Annotated in this window: 27 protein-coding genes; 14 read left to right on the plus strand and 13 right to left on the minus strand. The window is 73.1% G+C overall.

Translation table 11 applies throughout. From position 1 onward, the window contains the following. Positions 1-64 precede the first annotated feature (64 nt). Positions 65-781 carry a DUF4166 domain-containing protein gene (locus tag QOL16_RS02275; protein ID WP_071283750.1) on the plus strand — a complete coding sequence of 239 codons (717 nt, stop codon included), beginning with the start codon at positions 65-67 and terminating at the stop codon, positions 779-781. Continuing rightward, positions 754-1,731 (plus strand): epimerase, encoded by a 978-nt coding sequence (locus tag QOL16_RS02280; protein WP_071283754.1) that lies wholly within the window; start codon positions 754-756, stop codon positions 1,729-1,731. Before QOL16_RS02275 ends, QOL16_RS02280 begins: the two co-directional genes overlap by 28 nt. Here QOL16_RS02280 and QOL16_RS02285 read toward each other — a convergent pair. Then, complete coding sequence (locus tag QOL16_RS02285; RefSeq protein ID WP_071283757.1) at positions 1,700-2,725, minus strand: EamA family transporter; 1,026 nt, start codon at positions 2,723-2,725, stop codon at positions 1,700-1,702. The genes QOL16_RS02280 and QOL16_RS02285 overlap by 32 nt on opposite strands. 71 nt (positions 2,726-2,796) lie before the next feature. On the opposite strand from QOL16_RS02285, the gene QOL16_RS02290 reads away from it, so the two are divergent. After that, positions 2,797-3,711 (plus strand): LysR family transcriptional regulator, encoded by a 915-nt coding sequence (locus tag QOL16_RS02290; protein WP_071283761.1) that lies wholly within the window; start codon positions 2,797-2,799, stop codon positions 3,709-3,711. 92 nt (positions 3,712-3,803) lie between these two features. On the opposite strand, the gene purB is transcribed toward QOL16_RS02290, so the two are convergent. From purB to QOL16_RS02305, 3 genes are all read right to left on the minus strand, one after another. Next, positions 3,804-5,189 carry an adenylosuccinate lyase gene (gene purB, locus QOL16_RS02295; protein WP_071283765.1) on the minus strand — a complete coding sequence of 462 codons (1,386 nt, stop codon included), beginning with the start codon at positions 5,187-5,189 and terminating at the stop codon, positions 3,804-3,806. Next, entirely contained in the window at positions 5,186-5,698 is a 513-nt protein-coding gene (locus tag QOL16_RS02300; protein ID WP_065964671.1) for a low molecular weight protein-tyrosine-phosphatase, read from the minus strand. Before QOL16_RS02300 ends, purB begins: the two co-directional genes overlap by 4 nt. Before the next feature lie 140 nt (positions 5,699-5,838). Further along, positions 5,839-6,237: a phage holin family protein gene (locus QOL16_RS02305; RefSeq protein WP_065964667.1), complete on the minus strand. Its 399-nt coding sequence runs from the start codon at positions 6,235-6,237 to the stop codon at positions 5,839-5,841. A gap of 160 nt (positions 6,238-6,397) precedes the next feature. On the opposite strand from QOL16_RS02305, the gene QOL16_RS02310 reads away from it, so the two are divergent. From QOL16_RS02310 to QOL16_RS02330, 5 genes are all read left to right on the plus strand, one after another. Beyond that, entirely contained in the window at positions 6,398-7,477 is a 1,080-nt protein-coding gene (locus tag QOL16_RS02310; protein WP_065964669.1) for a histidinol-phosphate transaminase, read from the plus strand. A gap of 23 nt (positions 7,478-7,500) precedes the next feature. Beyond that, the gene (locus tag QOL16_RS02315; protein WP_071249089.1) at positions 7,501-8,634 is read left to right on the plus strand and encodes a thiamine pyrophosphate-dependent enzyme; all 1,134 of its coding nucleotides are present in this window, start codon (positions 7,501-7,503) and stop codon (positions 8,632-8,634) included. Between the two features lie 89 nt (positions 8,635-8,723). After that, a complete protein-coding gene (locus QOL16_RS02320) occupies positions 8,724-9,683 on the plus strand; it encodes an alpha-ketoacid dehydrogenase subunit beta (protein WP_071283863.1) in 960 nt (319 codons plus the stop codon). A gap of 32 nt (positions 9,684-9,715) precedes the next feature. Next, positions 9,716-11,302, plus strand: a complete 1,587-nt coding sequence (locus tag QOL16_RS02325; protein ID WP_071283768.1) for a dihydrolipoamide acetyltransferase family protein — start codon at positions 9,716-9,718, stop codon at positions 11,300-11,302. A gap of 109 nt (positions 11,303-11,411) precedes the next feature. Beyond that, positions 11,412-11,984 carry a GNAT family N-acetyltransferase gene (locus QOL16_RS02330; protein ID WP_071283771.1) on the plus strand — a complete coding sequence of 191 codons (573 nt, stop codon included), beginning with the start codon at positions 11,412-11,414 and terminating at the stop codon, positions 11,982-11,984. Between the two features lie 117 nt (positions 11,985-12,101). On the opposite strand, the gene QOL16_RS02335 is transcribed toward QOL16_RS02330, so the two are convergent. The 7 genes from QOL16_RS02335 to QOL16_RS02365 form a co-directional block, all read right to left on the minus strand. Then, on the minus strand, positions 12,102-12,755 hold the full coding sequence (locus QOL16_RS02335; protein WP_065962467.1) for an ABC transporter ATP-binding protein: 654 nt from the start codon (positions 12,753-12,755) through the stop codon (positions 12,102-12,104). Continuing rightward, positions 12,752-14,773, minus strand: a complete 2,022-nt coding sequence (locus tag QOL16_RS02340; RefSeq protein ID WP_065962468.1) for a hypothetical protein — start codon at positions 14,771-14,773, stop codon at positions 12,752-12,754. The genes QOL16_RS02335 and QOL16_RS02340 overlap by 4 nt, the downstream gene beginning before the upstream one ends. Before the next feature lie 57 nt (positions 14,774-14,830). Next, a complete protein-coding gene (locus QOL16_RS02345; protein WP_083230237.1) occupies positions 14,831-15,220 on the minus strand; it encodes a lactococcin 972 family bacteriocin in 390 nt (129 codons plus the stop codon). A 93-nt stretch (positions 15,221-15,313) separates the two neighbouring features. After that, positions 15,314-16,645, minus strand: a complete 1,332-nt coding sequence (locus tag QOL16_RS02350; protein ID WP_071283774.1) for an esterase family protein — start codon at positions 16,643-16,645, stop codon at positions 15,314-15,316. Next, entirely contained in the window at positions 16,642-18,684 is a 2,043-nt protein-coding gene (locus QOL16_RS02355) for a bifunctional lysylphosphatidylglycerol flippase/synthetase MprF (RefSeq protein WP_175473062.1), read from the minus strand. Before QOL16_RS02355 ends, QOL16_RS02350 begins: the two co-directional genes overlap by 4 nt. Positions 18,685-18,807: 123 nt before the next feature. Further along, positions 18,808-20,007 carry a sensor histidine kinase gene (locus QOL16_RS02360; RefSeq protein ID WP_083230238.1) on the minus strand — a complete coding sequence of 400 codons (1,200 nt, stop codon included), beginning with the start codon at positions 20,005-20,007 and terminating at the stop codon, positions 18,808-18,810. Next, positions 20,000-20,635 carry a response regulator transcription factor gene (locus QOL16_RS02365; protein WP_071249078.1) on the minus strand — a complete coding sequence of 212 codons (636 nt, stop codon included), beginning with the start codon at positions 20,633-20,635 and terminating at the stop codon, positions 20,000-20,002. Before QOL16_RS02365 ends, QOL16_RS02360 begins: the two co-directional genes overlap by 8 nt. Before the next feature lie 115 nt (positions 20,636-20,750). On the opposite strand from QOL16_RS02365, the gene QOL16_RS02370 reads away from it, so the two are divergent. Further along, positions 20,751-21,479, plus strand: a complete 729-nt coding sequence (locus QOL16_RS02370) for a GntR family transcriptional regulator (RefSeq protein ID WP_305411293.1) — start codon at positions 20,751-20,753, stop codon at positions 21,477-21,479. 25 nt (positions 21,480-21,504) lie between these two features. Here the strand turns inward: QOL16_RS02370 and QOL16_RS02375 are convergent, their stop codons facing one another. Both QOL16_RS02375 and QOL16_RS02380 read right to left on the minus strand, forming a co-directional pair. Next, positions 21,505-21,957 (minus strand): PTS glucose transporter subunit IIA, encoded by a 453-nt coding sequence (locus QOL16_RS02375; RefSeq protein ID WP_071249074.1) that lies wholly within the window; start codon positions 21,955-21,957, stop codon positions 21,505-21,507. After that, the gene (locus tag QOL16_RS02380; RefSeq protein WP_065962481.1) at positions 21,954-22,190 is read right to left on the minus strand and encodes a PTS transporter subunit EIIB; all 237 of its coding nucleotides are present in this window, start codon (positions 22,188-22,190) and stop codon (positions 21,954-21,956) included. The genes QOL16_RS02375 and QOL16_RS02380 overlap by 4 nt, the downstream gene beginning before the upstream one ends. Positions 22,191-22,364: 174 nt before the next feature. On the opposite strand from QOL16_RS02380, the gene QOL16_RS02385 reads away from it, so the two are divergent. The 5 genes from QOL16_RS02385 to QOL16_RS02405 all read left to right on the plus strand — a co-directional run bounded on the left by QOL16_RS02385 (position 22,365) and on the right by QOL16_RS02405 (position 26,929). Then, the gene (locus QOL16_RS02385) at positions 22,365-23,630 is read left to right on the plus strand and encodes a PTS transporter subunit EIIC (RefSeq protein WP_065962484.1); all 1,266 of its coding nucleotides are present in this window, start codon (positions 22,365-22,367) and stop codon (positions 23,628-23,630) included. A gap of 179 nt (positions 23,631-23,809) precedes the next feature. Then, entirely contained in the window at positions 23,810-24,715 is a 906-nt protein-coding gene (locus QOL16_RS02390; RefSeq protein ID WP_071249072.1) for a metal ABC transporter solute-binding protein, Zn/Mn family, read from the plus strand. Further along, positions 24,712-25,599, plus strand: a complete 888-nt coding sequence (locus QOL16_RS02395; protein ID WP_171898775.1) for a metal ABC transporter ATP-binding protein — start codon at positions 24,712-24,714, stop codon at positions 25,597-25,599. Before QOL16_RS02390 ends, QOL16_RS02395 begins: the two co-directional genes overlap by 4 nt. Beyond that, entirely contained in the window at positions 25,599-26,519 is a 921-nt protein-coding gene (locus QOL16_RS02400; RefSeq protein ID WP_071249070.1) for a metal ABC transporter permease, read from the plus strand. The genes QOL16_RS02395 and QOL16_RS02400 overlap by 1 nt, the downstream gene beginning before the upstream one ends. After that, positions 26,516-26,929 carry a Fur family transcriptional regulator gene (locus QOL16_RS02405; RefSeq protein ID WP_083230239.1) on the plus strand — a complete coding sequence of 138 codons (414 nt, stop codon included), beginning with the start codon at positions 26,516-26,518 and terminating at the stop codon, positions 26,927-26,929. The genes QOL16_RS02400 and QOL16_RS02405 overlap by 4 nt, the downstream gene beginning before the upstream one ends. The last annotated feature ends 4 nt before the right edge of the window (positions 26,930-26,933 follow it).

Here is a 26,933-nt window from a genome sequence, read left to right on the forward strand (position 1 = left end):
GCCCCATCGTAGGCAGGACGGCAGACGCCCGCGTGGACGCCCGGCGCCGTGCCAGGATCGCCACGTGACCCGGTCGCCGTACGAGCTGAGCGCGCCCGCCGAGGTGCTGGCCCGTCTGCACCCGCGCCTGTGCACCTACTTCGGCGCCGTCCCGCCGGGCCACGTCGGCCGAGGCGAGGGCGTCTTCGCCGTCGTCGGCACGCCCCGCCGATGGCTGTGGCCCCTGCTCGCACTGTTCGCGCGTGACGGCGTCGTGTTCCCGGTGTGGGAGCGGGACGTCCCCTTCACGGTCGAGAACCGTCCGGCCCGCGTCCGGCGCGGTGCGGCCGACGGCCGGGAGGCCCGCCCCGCGGTCCGCGCGCACCGCACCTTCCGCTTCCGCTCCGGCGACCGCACGATGGTCGACGCCATCACCGCCGAGCCCGAGGGCCTGGTCGACCACCTCGGTCGCCGTGGGCGCGTCAGCGCCCTGCTCCGGACGGAGGTCGACGCGGACGGGCCGGACGCGGGCGCCCTGCGCCTCGTCTCCACGCGCGTGACGTTCCGTGCGCTGGGACGCGGGTGGGGCCTCCCGGTCGTCGTCGCCCCGCGTGTGACGCTCGTGGAACGATTCGATGACGATGCCGACGTGCAGCGCGTGTCCCTGGTGCTGGCGGCACCGCTGGTCGGCACGCTGTACCGGTACGAGGGCGCGTTCCGGTACGCGGTCGTGCCCGACGACGCGGCCGGTGCCGCGCCAGGAGGGGGTACCACGTGGTCGAGCAGCAACCGAGGGTCGTGATCGCGGGGGCGAGCGGCTTCGTGGGACGGCACCTGCGCCAGGCGTTCGTCGACGACGGCTACGAGGTCGTGACCGTCGGCCGGACCGGCGACGCGGTGTGGGGCAACACGCTGCGCATCCGTGCGCTCGTCGACGGGGCTGCCGTCGTCGTGAACATGGCCGGCAAGAGCGTCGGCTGCCGGTACGGGCGCCGCAACCGCGCCGAGATCCTGCGGTCGCGCGTCGACACGACCCTCGAGCTGGCCGAGGCGATCCGCACGGCCGAGCACCCGCCGCCCCTGTGGCTGAACGCCTCCACGGCGACGATCTACCGGCACGCCGACGACCGCCCCCAGGACGAGGCGACGGGCGAGCTCGGCGAGGGCTTCTCGGTCTCGGTCGCCCGGGCGTGGGAGGCCGCGTTCTTCGGGGCCGACCTGCCGCGCACGCGTCGGGTGGCGCTCCGGATGGCGATCGTCTTCGGCGACGGCAGCGCGCTCGTCCCCCTGCTCCGCCTGGCGCAGGCCGGGCTCGGGGGCCCGCAGCTCGACGGTCCGTGGTTCCCGACGCCCGGGCGGCTGCGAGCCGGGACGTACCACCACGACCGGCACACGCACGGGCGGCAGCGGTTCAGCTGGGTGCACGTCGACGACGTCGTCGGTGTGGTCCGGTTCGTCCGCGACCACGAGGAGGTCACCGGCCCGGTGAACGTGTCGAGCCCGGAGCCCTCCGACAACCGCACCGTGATGGCGACGATCCGCGAGTCGGTCGGCCGGCGTTTCGGCCTGCCGACGTGGCGGTGGATGCTCGAGCTCGGGGCGTTCGCGATCCGGACCGAGTCCGAGCTCGTGCTGAAGAGCCGGTGGGTGGTGCCGACCCGCCTGCTCGAGGCGGGCTACGCGTTCCGCCACCCCGACCTGCGCGGGGCGCTCGCCGGGATCATCGCCGAGCGGCGGGAGCACCGGGGCTGACCGGTGCCGGGCCGCCCGCCGGGTCGTCCGCCGGGGGAGCGGCAGGGCCGTCCGCCGGGGGAGCGGCCGGGCGGTCCACCGTCGGTGCGCCGTGCACCAGCGGGGCCCCGACCTCGGGCGCGCCCACCACCCCCGCGGTCCGCGACGACCACAGCACGGCGACGACGACGACCGCACCGGCGACCACCTCGACCACGTCGGGGACCTCGCCGAACGCCGCCCACGATGCGAGCACGCCGATCACCGGCACGAGCATCGAGAACGGCGCGACCGTGCTCGAGGGGTACTTCCCCATCAGCCGCGACCAGATGCCGTACCCGACCAGGCTCCCCGCGACGACGATGTAGAGCAGCCCGAGGTCGGCGGGCAGTGCCGCGGGCGTCAGGGCCGTGCCGAACGCCCGACCGACGCGCTCGGGGCCCTCGACCAGCAGCGACAGCGCGAGCATCGGCACCGGCGGGACGACCGCCCACCACAGCGTCAGGTGCAGCGGGTTGACCGGACCGGTCCGCCGCGTCGCGACGTTGCCGAGCGCCCAGCCCAGCGCGCCGCACAGCACGAGCACCACGGGCAGCAGCGCCGCGGTCTGCGCCCGGTGCACCGCGATGACCCCGAGGGCGACGACGGCGACCGAGACGCCGACGACCTGCCGGGCGCTCAGGCGCTCGCGGAGCAGGACACCGGCGAGCACGACCGTGAACGGCGCCGACGCCTGGATGACGAGCGACGCGAGGCCCGTGGGCATCCCGGCCGCCATGCCGAGGTACAGGAACGCGAACTGCAGCACGCCGAGGGTCGACCCGACGAGGACGATCCACCGGAACCGCACCTTCGGCCGCGGGACGAACAGCACCGTCGGGACGGCGAGCAGCGTGAACCGCACGGCCGCGAGCAGGAACGGCGGCCAGTGGTCGAGCGCGATCGCGGTGGCCGGGAAGTTCAGGCCCCACGCGACGGCGACGACCAGGGCGAGGACACGGTCACGGATGAGCACCCGTCGATCGTCGCGCACTCGAAGCGGTAGCACCAGCGAACGGATCGACAGCGTCGTTGTAGGGTCCCTGCATGGTCGACTTCGACATCGCCCTGCTGCCGGTCCTCCGGGAACTCGCCGAGCGGGGCAGCGTCACCGCCGTCGCCGCGGCCACCCACCGCACGCCGAGCGCGGTCTCGCAGCAGCTCCGGACGCTGCAGCGGCAGGCGGGCGTGCCGCTCGTCGAACGGGTCGGCCGCGGGGTCCGCCTGACCGAGCACGGCCGGGCGCTCGCGGGCATGGCGACGGGCGTCGCGACGGCCCTCGCGACCGTCGAGGCATCGTGGGCGGAGCACCTCGCGGGCGTCACCGGCACGGTCGACCTCGCCGTGTTCCCCTCGGCCGCGGAGCTGCTGCTCCCCGGGCTCCTGACGCGCGTCCGGGAGCACCCGGGCATCGTGCTCGCGCTGTCCGACGTCGACGTCAGCGAGGGCGAGTTCGCCCCGCTCACCGCCGACCACGACGTCGTGATCGGGCACCGGCCGGACGGCGCCCGACGCCCGGACGGCAGTGCGGTCGAGACGATCGCGCTGCTCCGCGAGCCGCTCGACGTCGCCCTGCCGCTCGACCACCCGCTCGCCGGACGGGAGCGCGTGCGGATCGAGGAGGTCGTCGGCGAGAGCTGGATCGGCGTGCCCGAGGGCTACCCGATCGACCGGGTGCTCACGGCGACGGCGGGCGCGACCGACACCCCGCCGGACGTCGGCTTCCGCACGATCCACCTGCCCGTGATCGAGAACCTCGTCGCGGCCGGTCACGGCGTCGCCCTCGTGCCGCGGTACACCTCGCGCACCCGGGCCGCCGGACGCTTCCACCTGGCGGAGCTCGCCGAGGTGCGTGCCGGCCGGCGCATCGAGGCGCTCGTGCGGCCGGACCGTGCGGTCCGGCCCGCGGTCCGGACCGTCCTGGAGGCGCTGGTCGCCGAGGCGCGCGCGGTCACCGCCTGAGACGGTGCGGTCCGCGCCGGACCGGCACCGCGCCTCCCGTTCCGACCCGATCCGGAACGGAACGCGACGGTCCGGACCCGACGGGACCCGGCTCAGACGTCCAGGTGGTCGACCAGCTCGTCCGCCAGCCCCGTGTACGTCGCCGGGGTGAGCGCCGTCAGGCGCGCCTTCGCCCCGGACGAGATGTCGAGCCCGTTCACGAACGCCACGAGCTCCTCCTGCCCGATGCGCTTGCCGCGCGTGAGCTCCTTGAGCATCGCGTACGGGTCCTCGATGTTCGACTGCCCGGCGGTGACCTCGGCGCGGATCACGGTCTGGACCGCCTCGCCCAGGACCTCCCAGTTGCGGTCGAGGTCGTCGGCCAGCCGGGTCTCGTTCACGGCGATCTCGCCGAGCCCGCGGCGCAGGTTGTCGAGCGCGAGCAGCGAGTGCGCGAACGCGACCCCGATGTTCCGCTGCGTCGTCGAGTCGGTCAGGTCGCGCTGCAGGCGGGAGGTGACGAGGGTCTCGGACAGCGTCGAGAACAGCGCGGACGAGATCTCGAGGTTCGCCTCGGCGTTCTCGAACCGGATCGGGTTGATCTTGTGCGGCATCGTCGACGAGCCCGTGGCGCCGGCCACCGGGATCTGCGTGAAGTACCCCATCGAGATGTAGGTCCACACGTCGGTCGCGAGGTTGTGCAGGATGCGGTTGGCGTGCCGGACCCGGTCGTACAGCTCGGCCTGCCAGTCGTGCGACTCGATCTGCGTCGTCAGCGGGTTCCACGTCAGGCCCAGGCCCTCGACGAACTCCTTCGACAGCGCGGGCCAGTCGGCCTCGGGGTCCGCCGCGAGGTGTGCCGAGAAGGTGCCGGTCGCGCCGGAGAACTTGCCGAGGTACTCGCTCGCCTCGACCTGTGCGAGCACGCGCTCGAGGCGGTAGACGACCACCGCGAGCTCCTTGCCGAGCGTCGTCGGCGTGGCCGGCTGCCCGTGCGTGTGCGACAGCATCGGCACCTCGCGCAGCGACGTGGCGAGCTCCCGGAGCCGGGCGACGACGCCGCGGTACGCGGGGAGCCAGACCTTCTCGACGGTGTCGCGCACGGTGAGCGCGTAGGACAGGTTGTTGACGTCCTCGCTCGTGCACGCGAAGTGGGTGAGCTCGGCGATCGCGTCGAGCCCGAGCTCGGACAGGCGACGGCGGACGAAGTACTCGACGGCCTTGACGTCGTGGCGCGTGGTGGCCTCGATCTCGGCCAGCTCGGCGATCTGCTCGCTGCCGAAGGTCTCGACGACGCGGCGCAGTGCGGCCTTGTCGTCGACGCTGAGCGGCGAGGTGGTGAACATCGCGTGGTCGGTCAGGAAGACCAGCCACTCGACCTCGACCACGATGCGCGCCCGGTTGAGGCCGGCCTCGGAGAGGTGCTCACCCACCGTGTGCACGACCGGGTAGTACCGCCCGTCGAGCGGGCTGATCGGCTGCGGGGGAAGGGGGGTCATGGGGCTCCCTGACGGACGGCCGGCTCGAGTTGGCGGAAGAGCGCCCGGCAGGCCCGTTCGACGGTCGAGAGCACTCGGTCGAACTCGTGCCGGTCCGCGTAGTACGGGTCCGGCACGTCGGCCTGCTGGGGCCAGGCGTCGTCGTACCGCAACAGGAGCGTCACCTTGGCGGCGTCGTCCATGGTCGGTGCCCACGAGCGCAGGACGCGTTCGTGGGAGCGGTCGAGTGCGACCACCAGGTCGAGGTCCGGGAACCGGTCCGGGTCGAACTGGCGGGCGCGATGCCTGCTGCCATCGTATCCGCGCGCTGCGAGGGCCGCGATCGTGCGCTCGTCGGCGGGTTCGCCGACGTGCCAGTCGCCGGTCCCGGCGGACTCCACCTGGAAGCGGTCGGCCAGGCCGGCGTCGGCGGCGATCTGCGCGAACACGATCCCCGCCATGGGAGACCGGCAGATGTTGCCGCTGCAGACGAACGAGACGCGGAACGGGGCGTCGGCGTCCGTGGTCATGTGCTCATCATGGCGGACGGCGGTGCCGTCCGCGACGGTGGTCCGGTCGGGAGGCGCGGCGTGGGCCGTCGGGACCGCCGTCGCCGCGTGGGTGGTCGCGTCGGCGCGGGGCGCACGCGGGGTCGGCTCGGCCGGGTCCGTCACCGACGGCGGCGGTCGAGCACCGGCCGGACGAACAGCCCGATCAGCCACGAGAACACGGCGAGCACGAACGCGCCCACGATGCCCCAGCCGAACGACTCGACCTGCAGGCCGAAGCCGATCACGTCCGAGATGCCCGCGACGATGAGCAGGAGCACCGCGTTCACGACGAGCGAGATCAGCCCGAGGGTGAGGACGTAGAGGGGGAAGGCCACGACCCGGATGACGGTCCCGACGACGGCGTTCACCAGGCCGAACACGAACGCGACGAGCAGGAACGTCAGCACGACGGCGGTGGTGTCGCCGGTGCCGAACGGGTCCACGGTGACGCCGCTCACGAGCAGGGTGGTGAGCCAGAGCGCGACGGCGTTGACGACGAGGCGGACGAGGAATCGCATGCCGCCATGATGCCCGGGGTTCCCTCGGGGAGGCTCCGTGGCATCGATGTGGCGCCACCTCCCCGCGGTTACGCTGAGTCGGTGACTGACGCGCGCGTGCACATCAGACCCGCGTCCACGGGCACTGCATCGCGGTCCTCCCCGCCGTTACGCTGGCTGCGTGACTGACGCGCGCGTGCACATCAGACCCGAGATCGCGGTCCTCCCCGCCTACAAGCAGGGCCGCCAGGCCGCTGCCGACGCCTACAAGCTCTCGAGCAACGAGAACCCGTTCCCGCCGCTCCCCGGTGTCGTCGAGGCGGTGCACGCGCAGACCGCGTTCAACCGCTACCCGGACGCGACCGCGCTCGCCGTGCGCACGGTCCTCGCCGACCGGTTCGGCGTCGGCCCGGACGAGGTCCACGTCGCACCCGGCAGCGTCGCGATCCTGCACGAGCTCGCCCGCGCGGTGAGCGGCCCCGGTGACGAGGTCGTCTACGCGTGGCGCTCCTTCGAGGCCTACCCCGGCGTCGTGACCGTCGCGGGCGCCACGAGCGTGCAGGTGCCGAACCGGCCGGACGGCGGCCACGACCTCGACGCGATGGCCGACGCGGTGACCGAGCGCACGCGCATGGTGATCGTCTGCACGCCGAACAACCCGACCGGCCCGGTCGTCACCGACGCCGAGTTCGCGGCGTTCATGGCGCGCGTGCCGGCGTCGGTCCTGGTCGTCCTCGACGAGGCGTACGCCGAGTTCGTCACCGAGCCGACGGCCGTCAGCGGGACGCCGCTGCTCGGGCGGTACCCGAACCTCGTCGTGCTCCGGACCTTCTCGAAGGCGTACGGCCTGGCCGGGCTGCGGGTCGGGTACGCGGTCGGTCCGGTCTACGTGCTCGACGCCGTCCGGGCCTGCGCGATCCCGCTCTCGGTCACCGCGCAGGGGCAGGCCGCGGCGCTCGCGAGCCTCGAACGCGAGGACGAGCTGCTCGGACGCGTGTCGGAACTGGCACGTTCCCGCGACCGCATCGTCGCCGCCCTCCGCGAGCAGGGGTGGCCGGTGCCCGACGCGCAGGGCAACTTCGTGTGGCTCCCGACCGGAGCGCACACCGCCGACGCCGCCGAGCGGTTCGACCGTGCCGGCATCATCGTCCGCGCCTTCGCGGGGGAGGGCATCCGCATCTCGATCGGCGAGCACGAGGCTGTGGAAACGCTCCTCGAAACGGCACGGTCGCTTGTGGCGGACCTCCAAGCAGCCCACTAGTGGCTGGCACTAACCTGGCTCGCATGTCATTCCGCGCCGCGGCACCCGCGACGACCACCGTCCGGATCCTCGACCCCGAGGGCCGGTTCGTGGAGACCGACGAGAACGCCGAGTACGCCGCCGCAGCGCGGGCGATCCCGGACGAGACCCTGCTGGCGATGCACCGCCGGATGGTCCTGACCCGTCGGTTCGACCACGCCGGCCACAACCTGCAGCGCACGGGCCAGCTCGGCCTGTGGGTCCCGAGCCACGGGCAGGAGGCCGCCCAGGTCGGCTCCGTGTTCGCGCTCCGGGCGCAGGACCACGTCTTCCCCTCGTACCGCGAGCACGCCGTCACCACGCACCGCGGTGTCGAGCCGATGGAGATCATCGCGATGTACCGCGGGCAGACCCACGGCGGGTGGGACCCGGACGAGCGCGGCAACACGCACGTCTCCACCCTCGTGATCGGCTCCCAGACGCTGCACGCCACCGGCTACGCCCTCGGGCAGAAGCTCGACGGCGTCGTCGGCACGGGCGACCCCGACGTCGACGCGTGCTCGATCGTGTACTTCGGCGACGGCGCGACGAGCCAGGGCGACGTCAACGAGGCGTTCGTCTTCGCGGCCTCGACGCAGGCCCCGGTCGTGTTCTTCCTGCAGAACAACCACTGGGCGATCTCGGTCCCGGTGTCCACGCAGTCCCCGACGCCGCTCGTCGACCGCCCGCGCGGCTTCGGCATCCCGAGCGTCCTCGTCGACGGCAACGACGTCCTCGCGTCCTACACGGCCTCGGTCGTCGCGACCGAGCACGCCCGCAGCGGTCAGGGCCCCGCGTTCGTCGAGGCCGACACCTACCGCATCGGCGCGCACACGAGCTCGGACGACCCGAGCCGGTACCGCGGTGACGACGAGCTCGAGGAGTGGGTCCGCCGCGACCCGATCGCCCGCTCGGCCGCGTACCTGCGCAGCAAGGGCGTCACCGACGAGCAGCTCGCCGCGTTCGACGAGGAGGGCGAGGACATCGCCGCCGACGTCCGCCGTCGCACGGTGGCACTCACGCCGCCGCCCGTCGACGTCATGTTCCGGAACGTGTACCGCGAGCCGCACCCGCTGGTCGCCGAGCAGCAGGCCTGGCTCGAACGGTACGAGGCCGCCTACGAAGGGGGCTCCCACTGATGAGCACCACCGAGCAGCTCTTCGACTACACGCTGCGCGCCCACCCCGGCGCGGGCGAGGTCCCGAGCGACCCCACCCCCACCCTGCCGATGGCGAAGGCGCTCAACGCCGGGCTCGCCGCCGCGCTCGAGGCGGACGACAAGGTCCTGCTCATGGGCGAGGACATCGGCCAGCTGGGCGGCGTCTTCCGCATCACCGAGGGACTGCAGGAGCGCTTCGGCGCCGAGCGCGTCCGGGACACCCCGCTCGCCGAGGCCGGCATCATCGGCACCGCGATCGGCCTCGCGCTGCGCGGCTACCGCCCCGTCGTCGAGATCCAGTTCGACGGCTTCGTGTGGCCCGGCTTCGACCAGATCACCTCGCAGCTCGCCAAGATGCAGAACCGTCTGCCGGCGCACATGTCGCTGCCGGTCGTCGTCCGCATCCCCTACGGCGGCCACATCGGTGCCGTCGAGCACCACCAGGAGTCCCCGGAGGCGTACTTCGCGCACACCCCGGGCCTCCGCGTGGTCAGCCCGAGCACGCCGAACGACGCGTACTGGATGATCCAGGAGGCGATCGCGTCGAAGGACCCGGTCATCTTCCTCGAGCCGAAGTCGCGCTACTGGCCCAAGGGCGAGGTCGACCTCGTCGGCGGCCACGTCCCGATGCACACCACGCGCGTCGCCCGCACCGGCACCGAGGTCACGCTCGTCGGCCACGGTGCGATGGTCGCGACCCTCATGCAGGCGGCCGAGCTCGCCGAGACCGAGGGCACCAGCTGCGAGGTCATCGACCTCCGCTCGATCTCGCCGATCGACTGGGAGCCGCTGTTCGCCTCGGTGCGCAAGACCGGTCGGCTCGTCATCGCGCAGGAGGCCTCGGGCTTCGTGAGCGTCGGCAGCGAGATCGCCGCGACGGTCGCCGAGCAGTGCTACTACACGCTGCAGGCACCGCCGCTCCGGGTCTCCGGGTTCGACGTGCCGTTCCCGGTGTCGAAGCTGGAGCACCTGCACCTGCCGGACGCCGACCGGGTCCTCGAGGCCGTCGACCGCGCACTCGCGTACTGACCGATCCGACACTGGACGCTGAAGGAGCCGAAGTGGCCGTCGCCGAATTCCCCCTGCCCGACGTGGGCGAAGGCCTGACCGAGGCCGAGATCGTGCAGTGGCGCGTCGCGATCGGGGACGAGATCGCCGTGGACCAGGTCCTCGTCGAGATCGAGACCGCGAAGTCCCTCGTCGAGCTGCCGTCGCCGTTCGCCGGCACCGTCACGGGGCTGCTCGTCTCCGAGGGCGACACGGTCGAGGTCGGCAAGCCGATCATCCGGGTCGAGTCCGACGCGTCGGTCGCCTCGGGCGCGCCCACCGGCACCCCGACGGGAGGCGCGGCCCCCGTCGCCGACGCCGCTCCGGCATCGCCCGTGGTCGCCGCCGCCGCCGCCCCGGCTCCCGCACCGGCCCCGGTCGCCCAGGCCCCGGTCGCGCAGACCCCGCCGGCACCCGCCGCGGCCCCCGCCGCGTCGCCCGCAGCGGCCGCGCCGCAGGCGCGCCACGTCGCCGCGGACCCCGAGGTCGCCGACCACGCGACCGTCGTCGGGTCCGACGAGTCGTCGGGCGCCGTCCTCGTCGGCTACGGCTCCGCGACCACGTCCCCGTCCCGTCGCAAGCCGGGCGCACGCCGGGCCGCAGCGCTCGCGGCCGAGGCGAGCCGCGCCTCCAGTGCGGACGCGCAGGCGGCTGCCGAGGCCGCGTCCGACCCGGGCGAGGACACCACGGCCGAGGCGGTCGCCGCGCAGGGCAGCCGTCCGCGCAAGGCCGTCGTCTCCGGGCAGGTCCTGGCGAAGCCGCCGATCCGCAAGCTCGCGAAGGACCTCGACGTCGACCTCGGCGAGGTCGTGCCGACCGGCCTCGCGGGCGAGGTCACGCGCGACGACGTCATCCGGCACGCGAAGCAGGCCGGCGTGTTCCGCAACATCGAGACGCCCGAGTGGGGCGACGTCCGCCGCGAGACGATCCCGGTGAAGGGCGTCCGCAAGGCGATCGCGACCGCGATGACGACCTCGAAGTTCACCGCGCCGCACGTCTCGCTGTTCGTCGACGTCGACGCGACCCGCACGATGGAGTTCGTCAAGCGCCTGAAGTCGTCGCCGACGTTCGCGGGCGTCAAGGTCTCGCCGCTCCTCGTCTTCGCGAAGGCCGTGATCTGGGCCGTCCGCCGCAACCGTGCGGTGAACTCGACCTGGACCGACCAGGAGATCATCGTCCACCACTTCGTGAACCTCGGCATCGCCGCGGCGACCCCCCGCGGGCTCATCGTGCCGAACATCAAGGACGCGCAGGACATGTCCCTGTTCGAGCTCGCGAAGGCGCTCGAGGAGCTCACCATCACCGCGCGCGACGGCAAGACCACGCCGAAGCAGATGGCGGACGGCACCGTGACGATCACGAACATCGGGGTGTTCGGCATGGACACCGGGACGCCGATCCTCAACCCGGGCGAGGTCGCCATCGTCGCGATGGGCACGATCAAGCCGAAGCCGTGGGTCGTCGACGGCGAGGTCCGCTCGCGCATGGTGACCACGATCGGTGCCTCGTTCGACCACCGCGTGGTCGACGGCGACGTGGCCTCGCGCTTCGTGCACGACATCGCCTCGGTCCTCGAGGAGCCGGCGCTCCTCCTCGACTGAGCCCCGGGGTCCGGCCCGGGTGTTGCGGGAAGCCGCGCGCTCGGGCCGGATCGCGCGGACGTCGCGTGGTGTCCGCCCGGTTGTCGGTGGCGCGGACGATGATCGGGGCATGGTCCACCAGCTCCTGACCCCTCAGCAGGAGATCCGAACGGGTCGCCTGGTGCTCACGCCGCTCACGCCGGCCGACATCGACGTGGTGCACGCGCTCTTCTCGGACGCCCGCACGTGGACGCACCTGCCCTCGGGCCGGCACGCGCACCGGTCGTCGACGGTCGACATGGTGCAGCGGAAGATCGGTGGCCGCGCGCGCCACGGGCTCGGCTCGTGGGCGGTCCGCACGACCGACGGCGCGTTCGTCGGGGTCGGCGGGGTCGACATGACCGCCGGGCACGTCTGGAACCTCGGCTACCGGCTCGTCCCGGAGGCCTGGGGCAACGGGTACGCCGTGGAGCTCGCCCGTGCCGCGGTGGACGAAGCCGCCCGCACGGCACCCGACGTCCCGGTGACCGGTCGGGTGCTCACGAACAACCCGGCCTCGGCCGCGGTGCTCCGGCGCTCCGGGCTCGACCTCGTGTGGCAGGGCCCCGCGTCGGTGACCGTGCCCGCCGGGGTCGAGGGGCAGGTCTGGGCCGACCGTCCGCTCGCGCCCGCGCAGCGGTCCTGGCTCGTCGCGAACGCCTGACCCGCCGGCGAGGGCCGCTCTTCGCTGGCGGCCCAGCGCCGATCGAGCAGCGTCGGCCGCTCAGCACCGATCGGGTCGGCAAAGGCCGGTCAGCACGGATCGGTCAGCACGGCCCGGTCAGCGCCGAGTCTGCGCAGTGGTCGGTGCCGCCAACTCGACGGTCCGTGTCGCCCGCGCGACGACGGCGGACGCGTGGGTGGCGATCAGGACCGCCGTGCCGCCCCTGGCCAACCGCTCGAGGTGGTCGAGGACGAGCGCTGCGTTCTCGTCGTCCAACGCACTCGTCGGCTCGTCGGCGAGCACGACCTTCGGGCGTCTGACGAGGAGTCGCGCGACCGCGGCCCGCTGTTGCTCACCGCCGCTGAGCCGGTGGGTCCGTTCCGTTCCACGCCCGTCCAGGCCCACGGCGGCGAGTGCCGCCGCCGTCGTCGGCCCATCCGACGCGACGGCACCGTGACGATTCCGTGCGAGGTCCACGTTCGCAGCCACGGTCAGGTCGGGAACGAGGCCGAAGTCCTGGAAGAGGTACCCCAGCACGTCACGTCGGACGAGACGCGCCCGCCGTGCACTGCGACCGGCGTCCCTCCCGTCGATGACGACGGAGCCGGAGTCGACCGTGTCGATGTGCCCGACGCAGTCGAGCAGCGTCGACTTGCCGGCGCCGCTCGGACCGGTGACGGCCACGACCTCGCCGGGACGCACCGAGAAGGACAACCCGCCCCAGAGGATCGTGGACCCGCGCCGTTTCTCGACGTTCCGGACCTGGATCACCGTGTTCCCGCCCCTCGAGTCCGATCGTTCCTGCGGGCCGTCACCACGACGAGCGTCGAGCTCGCGCACGCGACGACCAGGACGGCTGCGGCCGCGAGCGCCGCAGCCGTCGGTGTCCCGGCGGCGACCGGGTCGAGCACGGAGGCGCGGCCGGTACCGTCCGGAGCTCGGTCGCCCCACTGCCCGAAGGCGCAGAGGAGGGCGACGGAGGCGAGTCCTGCCTCTGCGAGGAACAGCGCACGATCGGCGCGGAGCGGGTGCAGGCCGGAGGCCGAGGCCAGGAACCGGGCGCGACCGTGGCGACGGCGCGTGACGACGATGGCTGCCCCGGCGAGCGCGCCGGCGACGAGGACGTCGCTCGCGACCGCGGCGGCACCGACACCGGTGTCGAGCAGGGCGGAGCGGGCCTCCTCGGCAGCCGCCTGTCCGACGTCGACGACGGCGCTGAACTCGTCCCCGAGGGCCGAGTCGCGGATCGCGCGTTCGGCGACCGCCCGGGACCGGAACAGGACGTCGCCCGTGGACGTCCACGAGCCGAGTTGGTCCGCGGTGAAGGCCGAGGCTGGGTCCCGGACGACCACGAGCACCGCGTTCGGGAGCCACGCCCGGGACGAGGTGTCGCCGGGGTAGGTGTACAGCTCGTCGGAGCGGAGGGTCCCGATCGCTGTCCGGGCGGCCGCACCGCCTGCACCCCGGAGCTCCCAGGCTCCGAGCGCGGCCACCAGTGCCTCTGCATCGAGGTCGCTCCGCGGCGGCAGCCACACGGCGACCTCGGCGTCGTCGGTGAGACGCGAACCGTCGGCCGCGCGCACGTCCTGGAGGCGGAGGTACTCCGGGTCGACGAAGAGCGCGGGGACCGTCGTCCCGTCACGCCCCGACGAGACCTCCGCGGGCGCGGCCAGCAGGGCGCCGTGTCCTCGGAGCGCGTCCGCGGCGAACCCGCCGATCCGGTCCCAGTACTGCTGCGTCTCCACCGGTCGGGGATCGGGCGTGACCCAGAGCTGGACTGCGGCTCCGGCCGCCCGGAGGTCGCGTGCGGCGGTTCCCGATCGCAGGGCGGCGACCGACCCGGAGAGGTCGAAGACCGCGGAGACGAGCAGGAGCAGGACGGGAACGCGAGCGAGGTGTGCGAGCACCACGATCGTGCTGCTCGGCCGCGCTCCGCGGAGGGCCGTCGTCAGCGGGAGTCGACAGGCGAGGACCGTCCCCACGATGTGCGCGAGCACCACCGGCGCGAGGAGTGCTGCGCCGAGCAGGCCGGTGGACGCCGCCAGGGTCGGCGCCCAGGAGGCCCGGCCCGTGAGCCAGAGCCCGAGCAGGACGGCCGGCGTGCCGACGAGCACCACGAACGCGACGATCCGCGCTTCGACCAACTCACTCCGGAGGACTGCGATCGTGCTCCGACCGTGGGTTCGCCTGACGGCGGCTCGCCGTGGCGAACCGATCGTGTCCACCAGGCACAGGGCGACGCAGCCGGAGCACATCGCCGCGACGAGACCAGCGGTACCGGCCGGGCCAGCGCCGAGGCCGATGCGGTCGGCGAAGGACGTGGTCGCGGAGGTCGTCTCGTACCCGACGTCGGCGAGGGCCGCGGCCACCGCCGTGCGGCCTGCGGGGGCGCCGAACACCTCGTAGGTCCCGACGGGATCGTGGTCGACCAGCGCGGTCATGGGCCGGACGCGGGTCGCGACGCCGGGCCAGAAGTCGGTGTAGCCGTCGCGCAGCCAGGCACGGCCGGCTGAGCCCGGGGCGGCGGTGACGAGCGCGGTCCGCCGCGACTCGGGGTGTTCCCGGTCCGCGATCGTCCGTACGACGGTCGAACCGGTCGCATCTGCGGCCTCGCGCAGGGCGTCGGCCACTCGGCCGTTCGATGCCGGAGCGCTGCCGGCGACGGCCGTCACGGTCGACGACGCCCCGACGAGGCCCGACTCGCTCACGACGGCGAGACCGACGCAGGCGAGCAAGAACGCCAGGACCGGGGGGATCGCGTAGGCGATCCCGACTGGGCGGAGGGTCATCGGAGCTCCTCGTTCCGGACGAGGACGGGTCCCGCTGTGCAGGACCCGCCCCGCCGCTCAGCAGTTGTGGTAGTAGGCCTGGTTGCCGCTGGATGCCTTGGGGGTCGCCGCGTAGGCGTACCGCCCGCCCGGGATGCCGGTCACCCGCTTGCTCTTCTTGCCGATCGCGGTGGCTCCGTGGCACCGCGATTCACGGAAGTAGTTCGACCAGGCGCTGCCGCCGCTGACACCCCACTGCCAGAAGCTGCCGCCCCCACCGTCGCTGCGCGCGCCGGTCCCGGTGATCGTGCGGGAACCTCCCGACGGATCGGTGATGACGGTGCCCCCGGCTTCGGTCCCGTTCCCCAGGACCTCCAGCGGACCGGCCGATGCCGCGGTCGCCGTGGCGGCGACGAGTGCCGCGGTCAGGCCGAGGCCGATGATGCTCTTCGCGATCGTGTGGTGCATGTTCCCCCTCGTGTCGTGTGCTCGGTGGCGAGCAGGACAACCCTGGCAGCGGAGGAGCCGATCGGCAAGAGTGTGATGTATCGGTAGGTGTCATCACCCGGTGGGTGCCGGCAGCGCCGCCAGCAGCGCGTCCGCGAACGGCGCGACGTCCGTCCGGAACGCCCACTGCACCGTGTTCCAGTCGTGTCCGCTGCCCGGTGCCGTCGAGACGGTCACCCGGGCACCGGCCGCGGTCGCGGCGTCCCCGAGCTGCTGCGCGTTCTTCGTGAACTCGGCGTCGGACGACCCGGCCGCGAGCCAGAGCGCGTGCCCGGTGAGCCCCTTCGTCTGCATCTGCGCGATCGGGGCGGCCGCCCGCCACCGCGCGAGGGACCCGCCGAAGGCCTGGTCGGCGCTGTGCCGGGCGGAGATGTCGATCGGCTGGAGCTCGCTCGACACCGCCAGGGCGGCACCGAACTGGTCGGGGTGTCCGGTGAGGAACTGCATCGAGCAGGTCGCCCCCTGCGAGAACCCGGTCAGGCCCCACGCCCGCCGGTCGGTGGTCGCGGGCAGGTGCGTCGTGATCCACGCCGGGACGTCCTGCGTGACGTAGGTGTCGACGTTCCCGAGTCGGGAGTCGACGCACATCGTGTTCAGGCCGGGCGTCGAGAGCTGGTCGACCGAGACCACGATCGGTGCGCGGCCGCCGTGGGTGCGCGCGTACTCGTCGAGCGGGGTGGCGAGCTGGCCGGCCGTGAACAGGTCGCTCGGGGAGCCGGGCTGGCCCGAGAACGCCAGGACGACGGGGAGCGGGGCCGGGTCCGGGACGAGGGCTGCCGGCGGCAGGTACACGACCGCGGGCCGTGCGTGGAACCCGGACCGTGTGCCCGGGATCTCCGTGGTGTAGACCTGGCCCGCCGCGGGCACGGTCGCGGTCGCGGGGGCGGACGCCTGGCTCGGGGTCGCGCCGGACGAGGGACGGGCACCGGCTCCGAGGGTCGGGTACGGGTTCGTCTCCACGACGGTGCCGAGCGTCGGGTACTTGGCGAACTCGACGTTGATGCCGAGGGCGGGCACGACCAGCGCGGCCGGGACGAGCACGATCGCCAGGGCCCGTCGCCACCCGCCGCCCTGCACGATGCCGGTGACGGCGAGGGCCAGCCCGGCCCCGGCGAACGCGCTCCACATCTGCGTGACCGGGCTCAGCGCGACGCCGAACAGGTCGACCACGTGCGTGGTGACGAAGCACGCGACGAGCAGCAGGAGGGCGCCGCCGGCGGCGACCGCCGCGCGGAGCCCGACCGACTTCCACGCGGAGCGGTCACGCCACCGGCGCACGGCCGGCAGGAGCACCGCCAGGGCGAGGACGACGAAGGCCGTGTCGATCGGGACGAGCTTCGACGGCGCCTGCAGCTGGGTCGCGAGCAGCCACTCGGTGGGGCTCACGGGCGCGGTGCGGCGGGCACCGGCGTGGCCTGCGTCGTGGTGGCGGTGTGGGCCTGGCGGAGCGCCCAGAGGTGCTTCGGCCGGAGCCCGGGGACGTACGCGCTCGTCAGGGCGCGGGCGACGCGGGGGACCTGGACCGCGGACGGGACGACGAGCCAGAGCGGTTCGTGCCGGGCGCCGAACTTCTCCTTGAAGCGCTGCAGCGACCGGAACCCGTACGCGGGCTCGAGCAGGCGTGCGAGCAGCTTCGAGCCGCGGGCGACCAGGGGACCGGCGTCGTCGTGCACGGCGAGCGGCGTGCCGGACAGGCTGATCGTGGTGAGGCCGGCCTCGCGGGCGCGGAGGGCGGTCCGGGCGATGAGGAACTCCATCACACCGGGCATCCCGTCGTCGCCGCGGCGCATGACGTCGAGCGTGTAGCCCACGAGCGAACCGTGCTCGTAGACCGGCAGCCAGCTCGTGACGGCCGTGACGTGGCCCTCGGCGGTGACCGCGAGGAGCAGCCGGACGGCCGGGTCGTCGAGCTCGCGGAGCCCGCCGAGCGTGAAGCCCATCTCGGGCAGGCGGCGGTCGGCGGCCCACCGCGCGCAGATCGTCTCGACCTCGGCGCGCTGTGCGTCGTCGAGGGCGCCGAAGGTCGTCCACTCGTCGCGGAGGCCCTCGCGGTCGGCCCGGTTCGAGGCCGTGCGGAGGTCCTGGCGCTTCTTGCCGCGGAGGTCGAACGTCGTGACGTCGAGCACCGACTCGACGCCGACGGGCAGCGCGGTCCAGCCCTGGGCCGCGAGGAGCTCACGCACGGGCTCGTGCACCGTGGTGAACGCGGGGACCCAGCCCTGGCGTGCGCAGAAGGCGGTGAACGCGTCGATGACGGCCGCGCGGTCCTCGGCGGCGCAGGCGGGGTCGGAGACCGTCAGCGCGACGTCGCCGCAGACCCGGTAGGCCACGGCGCCGCGTCCGGCCGGGTCGGCCCAGGTCGCGTTGCCCTGCCAGGTGCCCATGTGCCCGAGCGATCCGGCGTCACCGCTGCGGAGCATGCCGCGGAAGTCCTCGGCGCACGCGCTCGACGCCCGGAAGCGGGCCCGCACGAGCCGTCCGCGCAGCGCCACCACGGCGAGCAGCACGACGGCGGGGACGATCCACGCCCCGAGCAGCGTGACCTGCCACTCGACGGCGTCGACCCCGAGCCCCTGCCACTGCACCGCGTCGTCGGTCATCGGCTCGATGAGGAACACGTCGGAGAGCACCGCGGTCAGGGTGAGGAGGACCCCGGCGGCCAGGACGACGCCGGCACGACGGCCGCGCTGCACGAGCCACGCCGAGCCGAGCAGCAGCAGACCGACGACGAGCACGGCGCGGTCGCTCATGGCGTCGGCGAACGGCGACAGCACGCCGTCGGGCTCCGGCACGACCAGGGTGACGAGCGTGCCGGCACCGAGGGCGACGAGCGTCGCGACCACCAGGGTGCGCGGGTTCCAGGGGGCGTCGGCGGCCGGTCGGGTGGTCCGGTCGGACCGGGAGGCGCGGTGCACGACGAGCGCGCCGGCCGCGGTCCCGAACAGGGTCGCCAGGGCACGGGCCAGGTCGGAGCCGTGTCCGGCGAAGAGCACGAGGGTGAGCACCACGGTCCAGAGCACCGTGCGGGTCCGGCGTCGGCGCTGCACCGGCATCGCGGCCGACGCGGCCCCGAGGAGCGCGGTCGCGACCATCGAGGGGGCGAACAGCGGCTGTCCGGCGGCGAACTCGGCGTGCGCCTCGCCCATCGCGGCACCGAGGGTCACGGTGAGCAGCGTGACGAGGACCGCGGCGACCGGTGCGGCGACCCCGATCAGCAGGGTCCGGAGCGACCCGAAGCTGCGTTCCGCGAGGCCCGCGGCGAACACCACGGCGACGAGTGCGACGACCGCGACCGGCGGGTGGTGCGGGAAGTCCGGCTCGGCGTGCGCCATCCGGGCGGTGACGAGGAGCACCGGCGCTGCGACGGCGACGGCGACGGTCACGGGGGAGCGACGCAGGTGTGCGATGAGGGTTTCGGGTGCCACGGTGTCATCACACCGGACGGCGCGGTCGTCCCGCATCGGACCGGGGCGTGAACCCGGGTGGCCGATCGGCCACCCGGCGTCCCCCTCGGGGCACGCCTCGAGGACGAGGTGCGGCACGGCGGGTCAGCCGGCCGTCGCGAGCGGCAGGTGCTCGACCGGCAGGCGCAGGTGGATCGCGAAGCCGCCGTCCGCGCCGCGGCCGGACGTCAGGCTGCCGCCGAGCAGCGACGCCCGCTCGCCGAGCCCGATCAGTCCGAGGCCGGATCCGGGCAGCTCGAGGCGGTCCGCGCAGGCCGGTCCGTTGACGAGGTCGACGACGACCTCGTCCGCCTCGATCCGACCGGTGACCCGGACGGCGGCGCCGGGGGCGTGCTTGCGGACGTTCGTCAGGCCCTCCTGCACGAACCGGTAGACGGCGCGCTGGACGGGCAGGGGGAGCGTGTCCGGCAGGTCCACGGCGACCTCGGTCGGCAGGCCGCTCGCGGCGACGAGCCGGTCGAGGTCGGCGAGCACCGGCTGCGGCGCGATCTCGCGGTCGGTGCCGCCCGAGGCGCGGAGCACCTGCACCATCTCGCGGAGCTCCTGCAGCGTGACGACGCACAGCTGCCGGATCGTCCGGGCGAAGTCGCGCTCGCGGGCGTCACGGCCGGCCATCTGCACACCCCCGGCCTGCACCGCGATGAGCGTCACCTGGTGCGACACGACGTCGTGCATCTCGCGGGCGAGCAGGGCACGCTCGCGGGACAGTGCGACCTCGGCCCCGCGGCGCCGCTCCTCGACCCGGGAGGCCCCGAGCTCGGCGATGCGGTCCACGAGCACCGCACGGGTGCGGACGAGCATCCCGATGGCGAGCGGGCCGAGCGCGAAGATGAGCGCGTAGACGGTCGAGACGACGATCTCGTCGAGCTGCTGCGGCGGCCCCACGACGAAGCCGCTGAACCCGACGAACTGCACGACCGCGGCGAGGAGCATGAGCCACCGCCGGTCGGTGCGCTCGCCGAGGGTGAAGAGCGCGATGCTCGCGGCGACGACGCCCGAGCCGATGAAGAGCCCGGGCATCGTGAGCGCGAACGTCAGCACGGGCAGGCGGCGCCGGAGCACGAGCGCACCGGCGGCGACGAGCGACAGGGTGCGCTCGGTCGTCGTCGTCCCGGCGATGTCGAGCGCGGCGTCCACGACCGCGGCCGCGACGAACAGGGCGTCGACCAGCCACCAGGGTGTCCGCCGGGTGCGCACCCAGCGCAGGCCGGCGTCGACGAGTCCCTCGAGCCTCCCGTCCGCCCGCCACAGTGCCCGGGTGACGCGGCTGACGGGACTAGCCATCGAGCAGCCCGGCCTCGGCCGCGCGCAGCGCGAGCTGGACGCGGGTCGTGACGCCGAACGCGGCGAGGAGGGCGCGGACGTCCTCCTTCACGGTGCCGGTGCTGACGCCGATGCGCTGGCCGATCTCCGGGTTGCTCGCGCCCTCGGCGACGAGCCGGACGACGGTGTGCTCGCGGGGCGACAGGTCCGGCGCCTCGACCGCGGGGTGCTGGGCGAACAGGCGGGTGCGGTCCACACCGGGCGCCAGGACGATCCCGCCGCGGGCGAGCGCGCGGACGTACTCGGCGAGCGACTCGGGGTCGGTGTCCTTGAGCAGGAAGCCGGACGCCCCGGAGTCCATCGCGCGGGCGACGACCTGCGTGTCGGTGTCGAACGTGGTGAGCATCGCGACCGCGGGCGGTTCCGGGAGCTCGCGCAGCTGGGCGAGCACCTCGAGGCCGTTCACGCGCGGCATCCGGACGTCGAGCAGGACGACGTCGGGCCGGTGCCGCCGCACGGTCTCGACGGCGTCGACGTCCCCGCTCGTGGCGAGCACGTCGATGTCCGCCGCGGCACCGAGGATGAGTTCGAAGCCGTAGCGGACGAGCGTCTCGTCGTCGACGATCACCACCGAGGTCACGCGCGTCATCTTGTCACGGCGTTGGCGTTCTCCGGACGAATCGATACTGTGAGGGCAACTGGTCATGTCCGCGCATGACCACCTCCACGACCACCATGCCGCGCGACCGAGCACGAGGGACCGGATGACGAGCCGCATCACCGAGGGTGCCGAACCGAAGCACCAGCAGCTGCGGCGCATCCTGCTCGACCTCGCGACGAAGCGGCTCGCACCGGGCGCGGCGATCCCCTCGGAACGGCAGCTCATCGCCGAGTACGGCGTCTCCCGCATCACCGTGCGCGAGGCCCTCGGTCAGCTCGTCAACGAGGGCTACCTGGAGCGGGTCCGCGGCAAGGGCACCTTCGTGACGCACCGGCCCGTGCAGTCGACGCTGCACCTCGCCTCGTTCACCGAGGAGATGCGCGCGCTCGGCCACGTCCCGACCACGGTCGTGCTCGTGCGCGAGGAGAAGGTCCCGCCGGCCGACACCGCGGCGGCCCTGCGGCTCGACGGCGACGTCGCGGCCCACCACCTGAAGCGCCTCCGGATGGCCGACGGGGCGCCGGTCTCGGTCGACGACGCCTGGTTCTCGGCGGACGCGTTCCCCGGGCTGCTCGACCAGGACCTGTCCGGGTCGGTGTACTCGCTCGCGGCGGTCGAGTACGGCAGGCCGATCGACCGCGCGCAGCAGACCGTGGCGGCGACGCCCGCGTCCGACGACGTCGCGACGCTGCTCGGCACGCGGACGGGTGCGCCCCTGCTCGAGTTCGACCGGGTGTCGTACTCGGGGGACCGGCCCGTCGAGCACAGCCGCTCCTGGTACCGCTCGGACCGCTACCGCGTGCAGATGGAGGTCACGGCGACGTCGCCGTGACCTCCCGCGTGGTGCGCCGCCCGGTTCAGACCGTGTAGAGCGTGGCGCCCTCGTCGACCGTGGTGCCGACCGTGCCCTGGTCGACCGAGTCCGGCGCGCTGCCGAGCACCACGACGGGGCACACCGGCGAGTACCCGGCGGCCGTGATCGCCGTCGGGGTGAAGCGCACGACCGGGTCGCCGGCGCGGACGGTGTCGCCCTCGGCCGCGAGCAGCTCGAAGCCCTCGCCCCGGAGCTTCACGGTGTCGATGCCGACGTGCACCAGGACGTCGGTCCCGGCCGAGCCCTGCAGCGCGAACGCGTGCGGGTGGAGCTTGACGATCGTGCCGTCCACCGGGGCCACCGCGGTGACCGGTCCGTCGACGCCGGTCGGGTCCACGGCGACGCCGGCCCCGACGAGCTGTCCGGCGAAGACCGGGTCCGGCACGTCGGCCAGCGCGACGACCGGACCCGCGAACGGGGTCCGGACCGCCGTCACAGCTCGTCCTGGATGTCCTGCGCGAGGTTGTCCGCGACCGGGCCGACGATGACCTGCCAGCCGGTGCCGCCGCCGACGACGGCCTGCGCGCCCGCTGCCTGCAGGGCGGCCTTGTCGACGAGGTCGCCGTCCTCGACCTCGACGCGGAGGCGCGTGATGCAGCCCTCGACCTCGTCGATGTTGTCGGCGCCACCCAGTGCGGCGATGATGTCGGCTGCCTTGATCTCGGCCATCGTTTCCTCCTCGTTACGGCTTCGTGGAACGGGTTGACACCCACTCGGTTCGGGATCAGACTACGGAACTGGTCATGACCGGACAGGACCGGAGCGGCGTCACGCCGAGCGTACCGGTGTGGTCTGACCCGCTCAACTCCCCGACAGCTCCACCCGACGACGAGAGGAACGCCGATGAGCACTGCTGCTGCCACGGACGTGCCGGAGAAGAAGACCCCGAAGAAGCAGTCCAAGCTCTTCGCCAACGCACAGCGGCTCGGCCGCAGCCTGCTCCTCCCGATCGCGGTGATGCCGGCCGCCGGCATCCTGCTCCGCCTCGGGCAGAGCGACATGCTCGGCGCGATCCCCGGGTTCGCCCAGGGCGCCTCGATCATCGCGGCCGCCGGCAACGGCGTCTTCACCTGGCTGCCGCTGCTGTTCGCGGTCGGCATCGCGATCGGCTGGGCGAAGAAGTCCGACGGCACGACGGCGCTCGCCGCGGTCGTCGGCTACATGGTCATGTACCAGGTGTTCGCGGCCATGTCGCCGATCGTCCTCGCTGGTGTCAAGGACGCCAACGGCGCCCAGGCGACGATCAACTTCGGTGTCCTCGGCGGCATCGTGATGGGCCTCGTCTCGGCCGGGCTCTGGACGCGGTTCCACCGCACGAAGATGCCCGACTTCCTCGGCTTCTTCTCGGGCCGCCGCCTCGTGCCGATCCTCGCGGCCGTCGCCGGCCTCGTCATCGCCGTGCTGATGTCCTTCGTCTACCGCTACTTCGACATCGCGCTGACCGCAGCCGGTCAGGCCGTCGCCGACAACGCCGTGCTCGGTGGCGGGGTGTTCGGGTTCGTCAACCGCATGCTCATCCCGATCGGGCTGCACCAGCTGCTCAACTTCTTCCCGTGGTTCCAGCTCGGCAGCTTCACGAGCGGCGGGGTGACCTACCACGGCGACATCGCGCGCTTCCTCGCCGGCGACCCGACCGCGGGCATCTTCCAGACCGGGTTCTTCCCGATCATGATGTTCGCGCTGCCCGCCGGTGCGCTCGCGATCTGGCGGAACGCGAAGATCCAGAACCGCAAGCTCGTCGGCGGCATCATGATCTCGGCCGCGCTCACCTCGTTCGTGACCGGCATCACCGAGCCGCTCGAGTACTCGTTCATGTTCGTCGCGTTCCCGCTCTACGTCATCCACGCGTTCCTCACGGGGACGTCGCTCGCCCTCGTGAACGCGCTCGGCATCCGCGACGGGTTCTCGTTCTCGGCCGGCGCGATCGACTACGTCCTGAACTTCGGCAAGGCCGAGGGGGCGATCTGGCTCATCCCGATCGGCCTGGCGTACGCGGTCGTCTACTACTTCCTGTTCTCGTTCGTGATCAAGAAGTGGAACCTCCGCACCCCCGGGCGCGAGGAGGACACGATCGCCGAGAACACGATCGACGCGGCCACCAAGGCCTGATCGCCCACGCGACCGCAGGGCGGACGGGAGGCGCGGTGCCGGCTGGCACCGCGCCTCCCGTCCGTCCGTGGGGACCGACCGACGCAGGCCGACCCGCATCGGCTCCACCCGCCTCCCTGAGTGCACCTGCATGAGAGCGGTTTTGACAATCGTTATCAGGAAGCCGTAGCGTCGACGTCATGACCAGTCGCCTCCTCGCCCTGCCGCTCATCGCCGGCGCCGCCGCCCTCGCGTTGACGGGATGCGCGACGTCCTCAGCGTCCGGGAACGCGAGCGACGACGGGACCGTCCGCGTCGTGGCATCGACCAACGTGTACGGCTCGATCGTGCAGTCCGTCGGCGGGAAGGACGTCGAGGTGACGAGCATCCTCAGCGACCCGTCCCAGGACCCGCACTCGTTCGAGTCGAGCGCGAAGACCCAGCTCGCGGTGTCGAAGGCCGACCTGCTCGTCGAGAACGGCGGCGGCTACGACGACTTCATGACGACGCTCGCGAAGGCCTCGGGCACGAAGGCTGCGACCATCGACGTCGCCGAGCTGTCCGGCCTCGACCACGGCGGCGAGTTCAACGAGCACGTCTTCTACGACTACCCGACCATGGTGAAGCTCGTGGCCGAGGTGCAGCAGCGCCTGACGAAGCTCGACTCCGCGCAGGCCGACACCTTCGAGACGAACGCGAAGGCGCTCACGGCGAAGCTCGACGACCTCGAGTCGCAGACCGCCGCCGCGAAGGCCAAGGTCGACGGCGAGAAGGTGGCGTACACCGAGCCCGTGCCCGGCTACCTGTTCGACGCCATGGGCCTCGACAACGTGACGCCCGAGAAGTTCTCCGAGGCGATCGAGGAGGGCGACGACGTGCCGCCGGCCGCGCTCAACGAGACCCTGCAGCTGTTCCGCGACAAGACCGTGCGGATGCTCGCGTACAACGAGCAGACCTCCAGCCCGGAGACCGAGCAGGTGAAGCAGGCCGCCGACCAGGCCGGCATCCCGGTGGTCGGTGTCACGGAGACGCTCCCGAAGGGGGAGGATTACGTCTCGTGGCAGCAGGCGAACATCGACGCGATCCAGGCGGCGCTCACGAAGTGACCACCGTCCAGGCTCCCTCGCGGACCGCTGCGGCCGACGGCCGCGGCGGTCCCGCCGTGCTCGCGCTCCGCGACGCCGCGCTGTCGTACGGATCGCGCGCGCTCTGGTCGCACCTCGACCTCGACGTCGCGCCGGGGGAGTTCGTCGCCGTGCTCGGGCCGAACGGCGCCGGCAAGACCTCGCTCCTGCGCACCGTGCTCGGCCAGCAGCGGCTGACCAGCGGCACGATGTCGTTCCTCGGCCAGCCCGTCCGTCGCGGGCACCGGCGCATCGGCTACATCCCGCAGCAGCGGCTGATGGAGTCCGGCACGCCGCTCCGGGCGCGGGACATGATCGCGCAGGGCGTCACCGGTTCGCGGTGGGGCGTGCTCCCCGCCTCCCGGGCGGAGCGCGCCCGGATCGACCGGATCCTCGACGAGGTCGGCGCGACGGCGTTCGCGGACGCCCCCGTCGCCGAGCTGTCCGGCGGCGAGCAGCAGCGCACCCGCGTGGGACAAGCCATCGCCGCCGACCCCGCACTGCTCCTGTGCGACGAGCCCCTCATCTCGCTCGACCTGCGGCACCAGCGCGGCGTCACCGAGCTCATCGACCGGCAGCGGCGGCAGCAGGGCGCCTCGGTGCTCTTCGTCACGCACGACGTGAACCCGATCCTCGACGTCGTCGACCGGGTGCTCTACATCGCGGGCGGCCGGTTCCGCATCGGCACCCCCGACGAGGTCCTGCGCGCCGAGGTCCTCAGCGACCTCTACGGCACCCCCGTCGACGTCGTCCGCACGATGGGCCGCATCGTCATCGTCGGCGGCAACGAGGCCCACGACCAGGTCGGCGGCCACCACTGCGACCCCGACCCGCACGCACCGACACCGGACGAAGGGCGGATCTGATGGACGTGCTGTCGACCGTCTTCTCGTTCCAGGACTACGGCGAGCTCCTCGTGCTCGTGCAGAACTCGATCTGGGCCGGCGCCGTGCTCGGCATCGTCGGCGGGCTCATCGGGCCGTTCGTCGTCGCGCGGAACATGCCGTTCGCGGTGCACGGCATCTCCGAGCTGTCGTTCGCCGGGGCCAGCGCCGCGCTGCTGTTCGGCGCGAACGTCGTCACCGGGTCGCTGGTCGGCTCGGTCGTGGCGGCGCTGCTCATCGGACTGCTCGGTTCCCGCGCCCGCGACCGGAACTCGATCATCGCCGTGCTCATGCCGTTCGGCCTGGGCCTCGGGATCCTGTGCCTCGCGCTCTACCGGGGACGCGCGGCGAACAAGTTCGGGCTGCTCACCGGGCAGATCGTCTCGGTGGACAACCCGCAGCTGACCTCGCTCGTCGTGGTCTCGGCGATCGTCGTCGTGACGCTGCTGGTGATCTGGCGCCCGCTGATGTTCTCGTCGGTGGACCCGGACGTCGCCGCGGCGGCCGGGGTGCCGGTGCGCACGCTCGCGCTCGTGTTCATGCTCGTCCTCGGGCTCGCGACCGCGGTGTCGGTGCAGATCGTCGGCGCGCTCCTCGTGCTCTCGCTGCTCGTGACCCCGGCGGCCGCCGCACTCCGGCTGACGTCACACCCGGTCGTCGTGCCGGTGCTGTCGACGGTCTTCGCCGTGGTGTCGGTCGTCGGTGGCATCCTGCTCGCGATCGGCGGCGGGCTGCCGATCAGCCCGTACGTGACGACGATCTCGTTCCTCATCTGGGTGGTCTGCCGGATCGTCGGGACGCGACGGGACCGGCGTGGACGCGACCGCGTGGCGGGCCGCGAGCAGGACGGCGGGGGCGAGCCGCGCCTCCAGGCTGACGACAGGGAAGGGGTGGCAGCGTGAACGCCGTGCAGAAGCCGAAGCGGAACACCTGGCAGCGTGAGGCGGTGCGCACCGCGCTCTCGAGCACCGAGGGGTTCGTCAGCGCGCAGGCGCTCCACCAGCACCTGCGGGACGACGGGTCGACGATCGGACTGGCGACCGTGTACCGGGCGCTGTCGGACCTGGCGACCGAGGGCGACGCCGACTCCCTGCAGCAGGACGGCGAGTCGCTGTACCGCGCGTGCACGACCGACGCGCACCACCACCACCTGATCTGCCGGAACTGCGGCCGGACGGTCGAGATCGAGGCCGACCCCGTCGAGCGGTGGGCGCAGGACGTCGCCGCGGCGAACGGGTTCACGAACGCCAGCCACGTCGTCGACATCTTCGGCGAGTGCGCGGTGTGCACGGCGGCACGGACCGCCGAGTAACCTC

The sequence above is a fragment of the Curtobacterium sp. MCBA15_004 genome, assembly GCF_001865055.2.
GTDB lineage: Bacteria > Actinomycetota > Actinomycetes > Actinomycetales > Microbacteriaceae > Curtobacterium.

Bases quoted from the DNA above. Each gene is read 5' to 3' on its own strand.
- QOL16_RS02290 (WP_071283761.1), top strand. From the start codon at position 2,797: ATGGTCGACTTCGACATCGCCCTGCTGCCGGTCCTCCGGGAACTCGCC.
- purB (WP_071283765.1), bottom strand. From the start codon at position 5,189: ATGACCCCCCTTCCCCCGCAGCCGATCAGCCCGCTCGACGGGCGGTAC.
- QOL16_RS02300 (WP_065964671.1), bottom strand. From the start codon at position 5,698: ATGACCACGGACGCCGACGCCCCGTTCCGCGTCTCGTTCGTCTGCAGC.
- QOL16_RS02305 (WP_065964667.1), bottom strand. From the start codon at position 6,237: ATGCGATTCCTCGTCCGCCTCGTCGTCAACGCCGTCGCGCTCTGGCTC.
- QOL16_RS02315 (WP_071249089.1), top strand. From the start codon at position 7,501: ATGTCATTCCGCGCCGCGGCACCCGCGACGACCACCGTCCGGATCCTC.
- QOL16_RS02320 (WP_071283863.1), top strand. From the start codon at position 8,724: ATGGCGAAGGCGCTCAACGCCGGGCTCGCCGCCGCGCTCGAGGCGGAC.
- QOL16_RS02330 (WP_071283771.1), top strand. From the start codon at position 11,412: ATGGTCCACCAGCTCCTGACCCCTCAGCAGGAGATCCGAACGGGTCGC.
- QOL16_RS02340 (WP_065962468.1), bottom strand. From the start codon at position 14,773: ATGACCCTCCGCCCAGTCGGGATCGCCTACGCGATCCCCCCGGTCCTG.
- QOL16_RS02345 (WP_083230237.1), bottom strand. From the start codon at position 15,220: ATGCACCACACGATCGCGAAGAGCATCATCGGCCTCGGCCTGACCGCG.
- QOL16_RS02360 (WP_083230238.1), bottom strand. From the start codon at position 20,007: ATGGCTAGTCCCGTCAGCCGCGTCACCCGGGCACTGTGGCGGGCGGAC.
- QOL16_RS02365 (WP_071249078.1), bottom strand. From the start codon at position 20,635: ATGACGCGCGTGACCTCGGTGGTGATCGTCGACGACGAGACGCTCGTC.
- QOL16_RS02370 (WP_305411293.1), top strand. From the start codon at position 20,751: ATGACGAGCCGCATCACCGAGGGTGCCGAACCGAAGCACCAGCAGCTG.
- QOL16_RS02380 (WP_065962481.1), bottom strand. From the start codon at position 22,190: ATGGCCGAGATCAAGGCAGCCGACATCATCGCCGCACTGGGTGGCGCC.
- QOL16_RS02385 (WP_065962484.1), top strand. From the start codon at position 22,365: ATGAGCACTGCTGCTGCCACGGACGTGCCGGAGAAGAAGACCCCGAAG.
- QOL16_RS02390 (WP_071249072.1), top strand. From the start codon at position 23,810: ATGACCAGTCGCCTCCTCGCCCTGCCGCTCATCGCCGGCGCCGCCGCC.
- QOL16_RS02400 (WP_071249070.1), top strand. From the start codon at position 25,599: ATGGACGTGCTGTCGACCGTCTTCTCGTTCCAGGACTACGGCGAGCTC.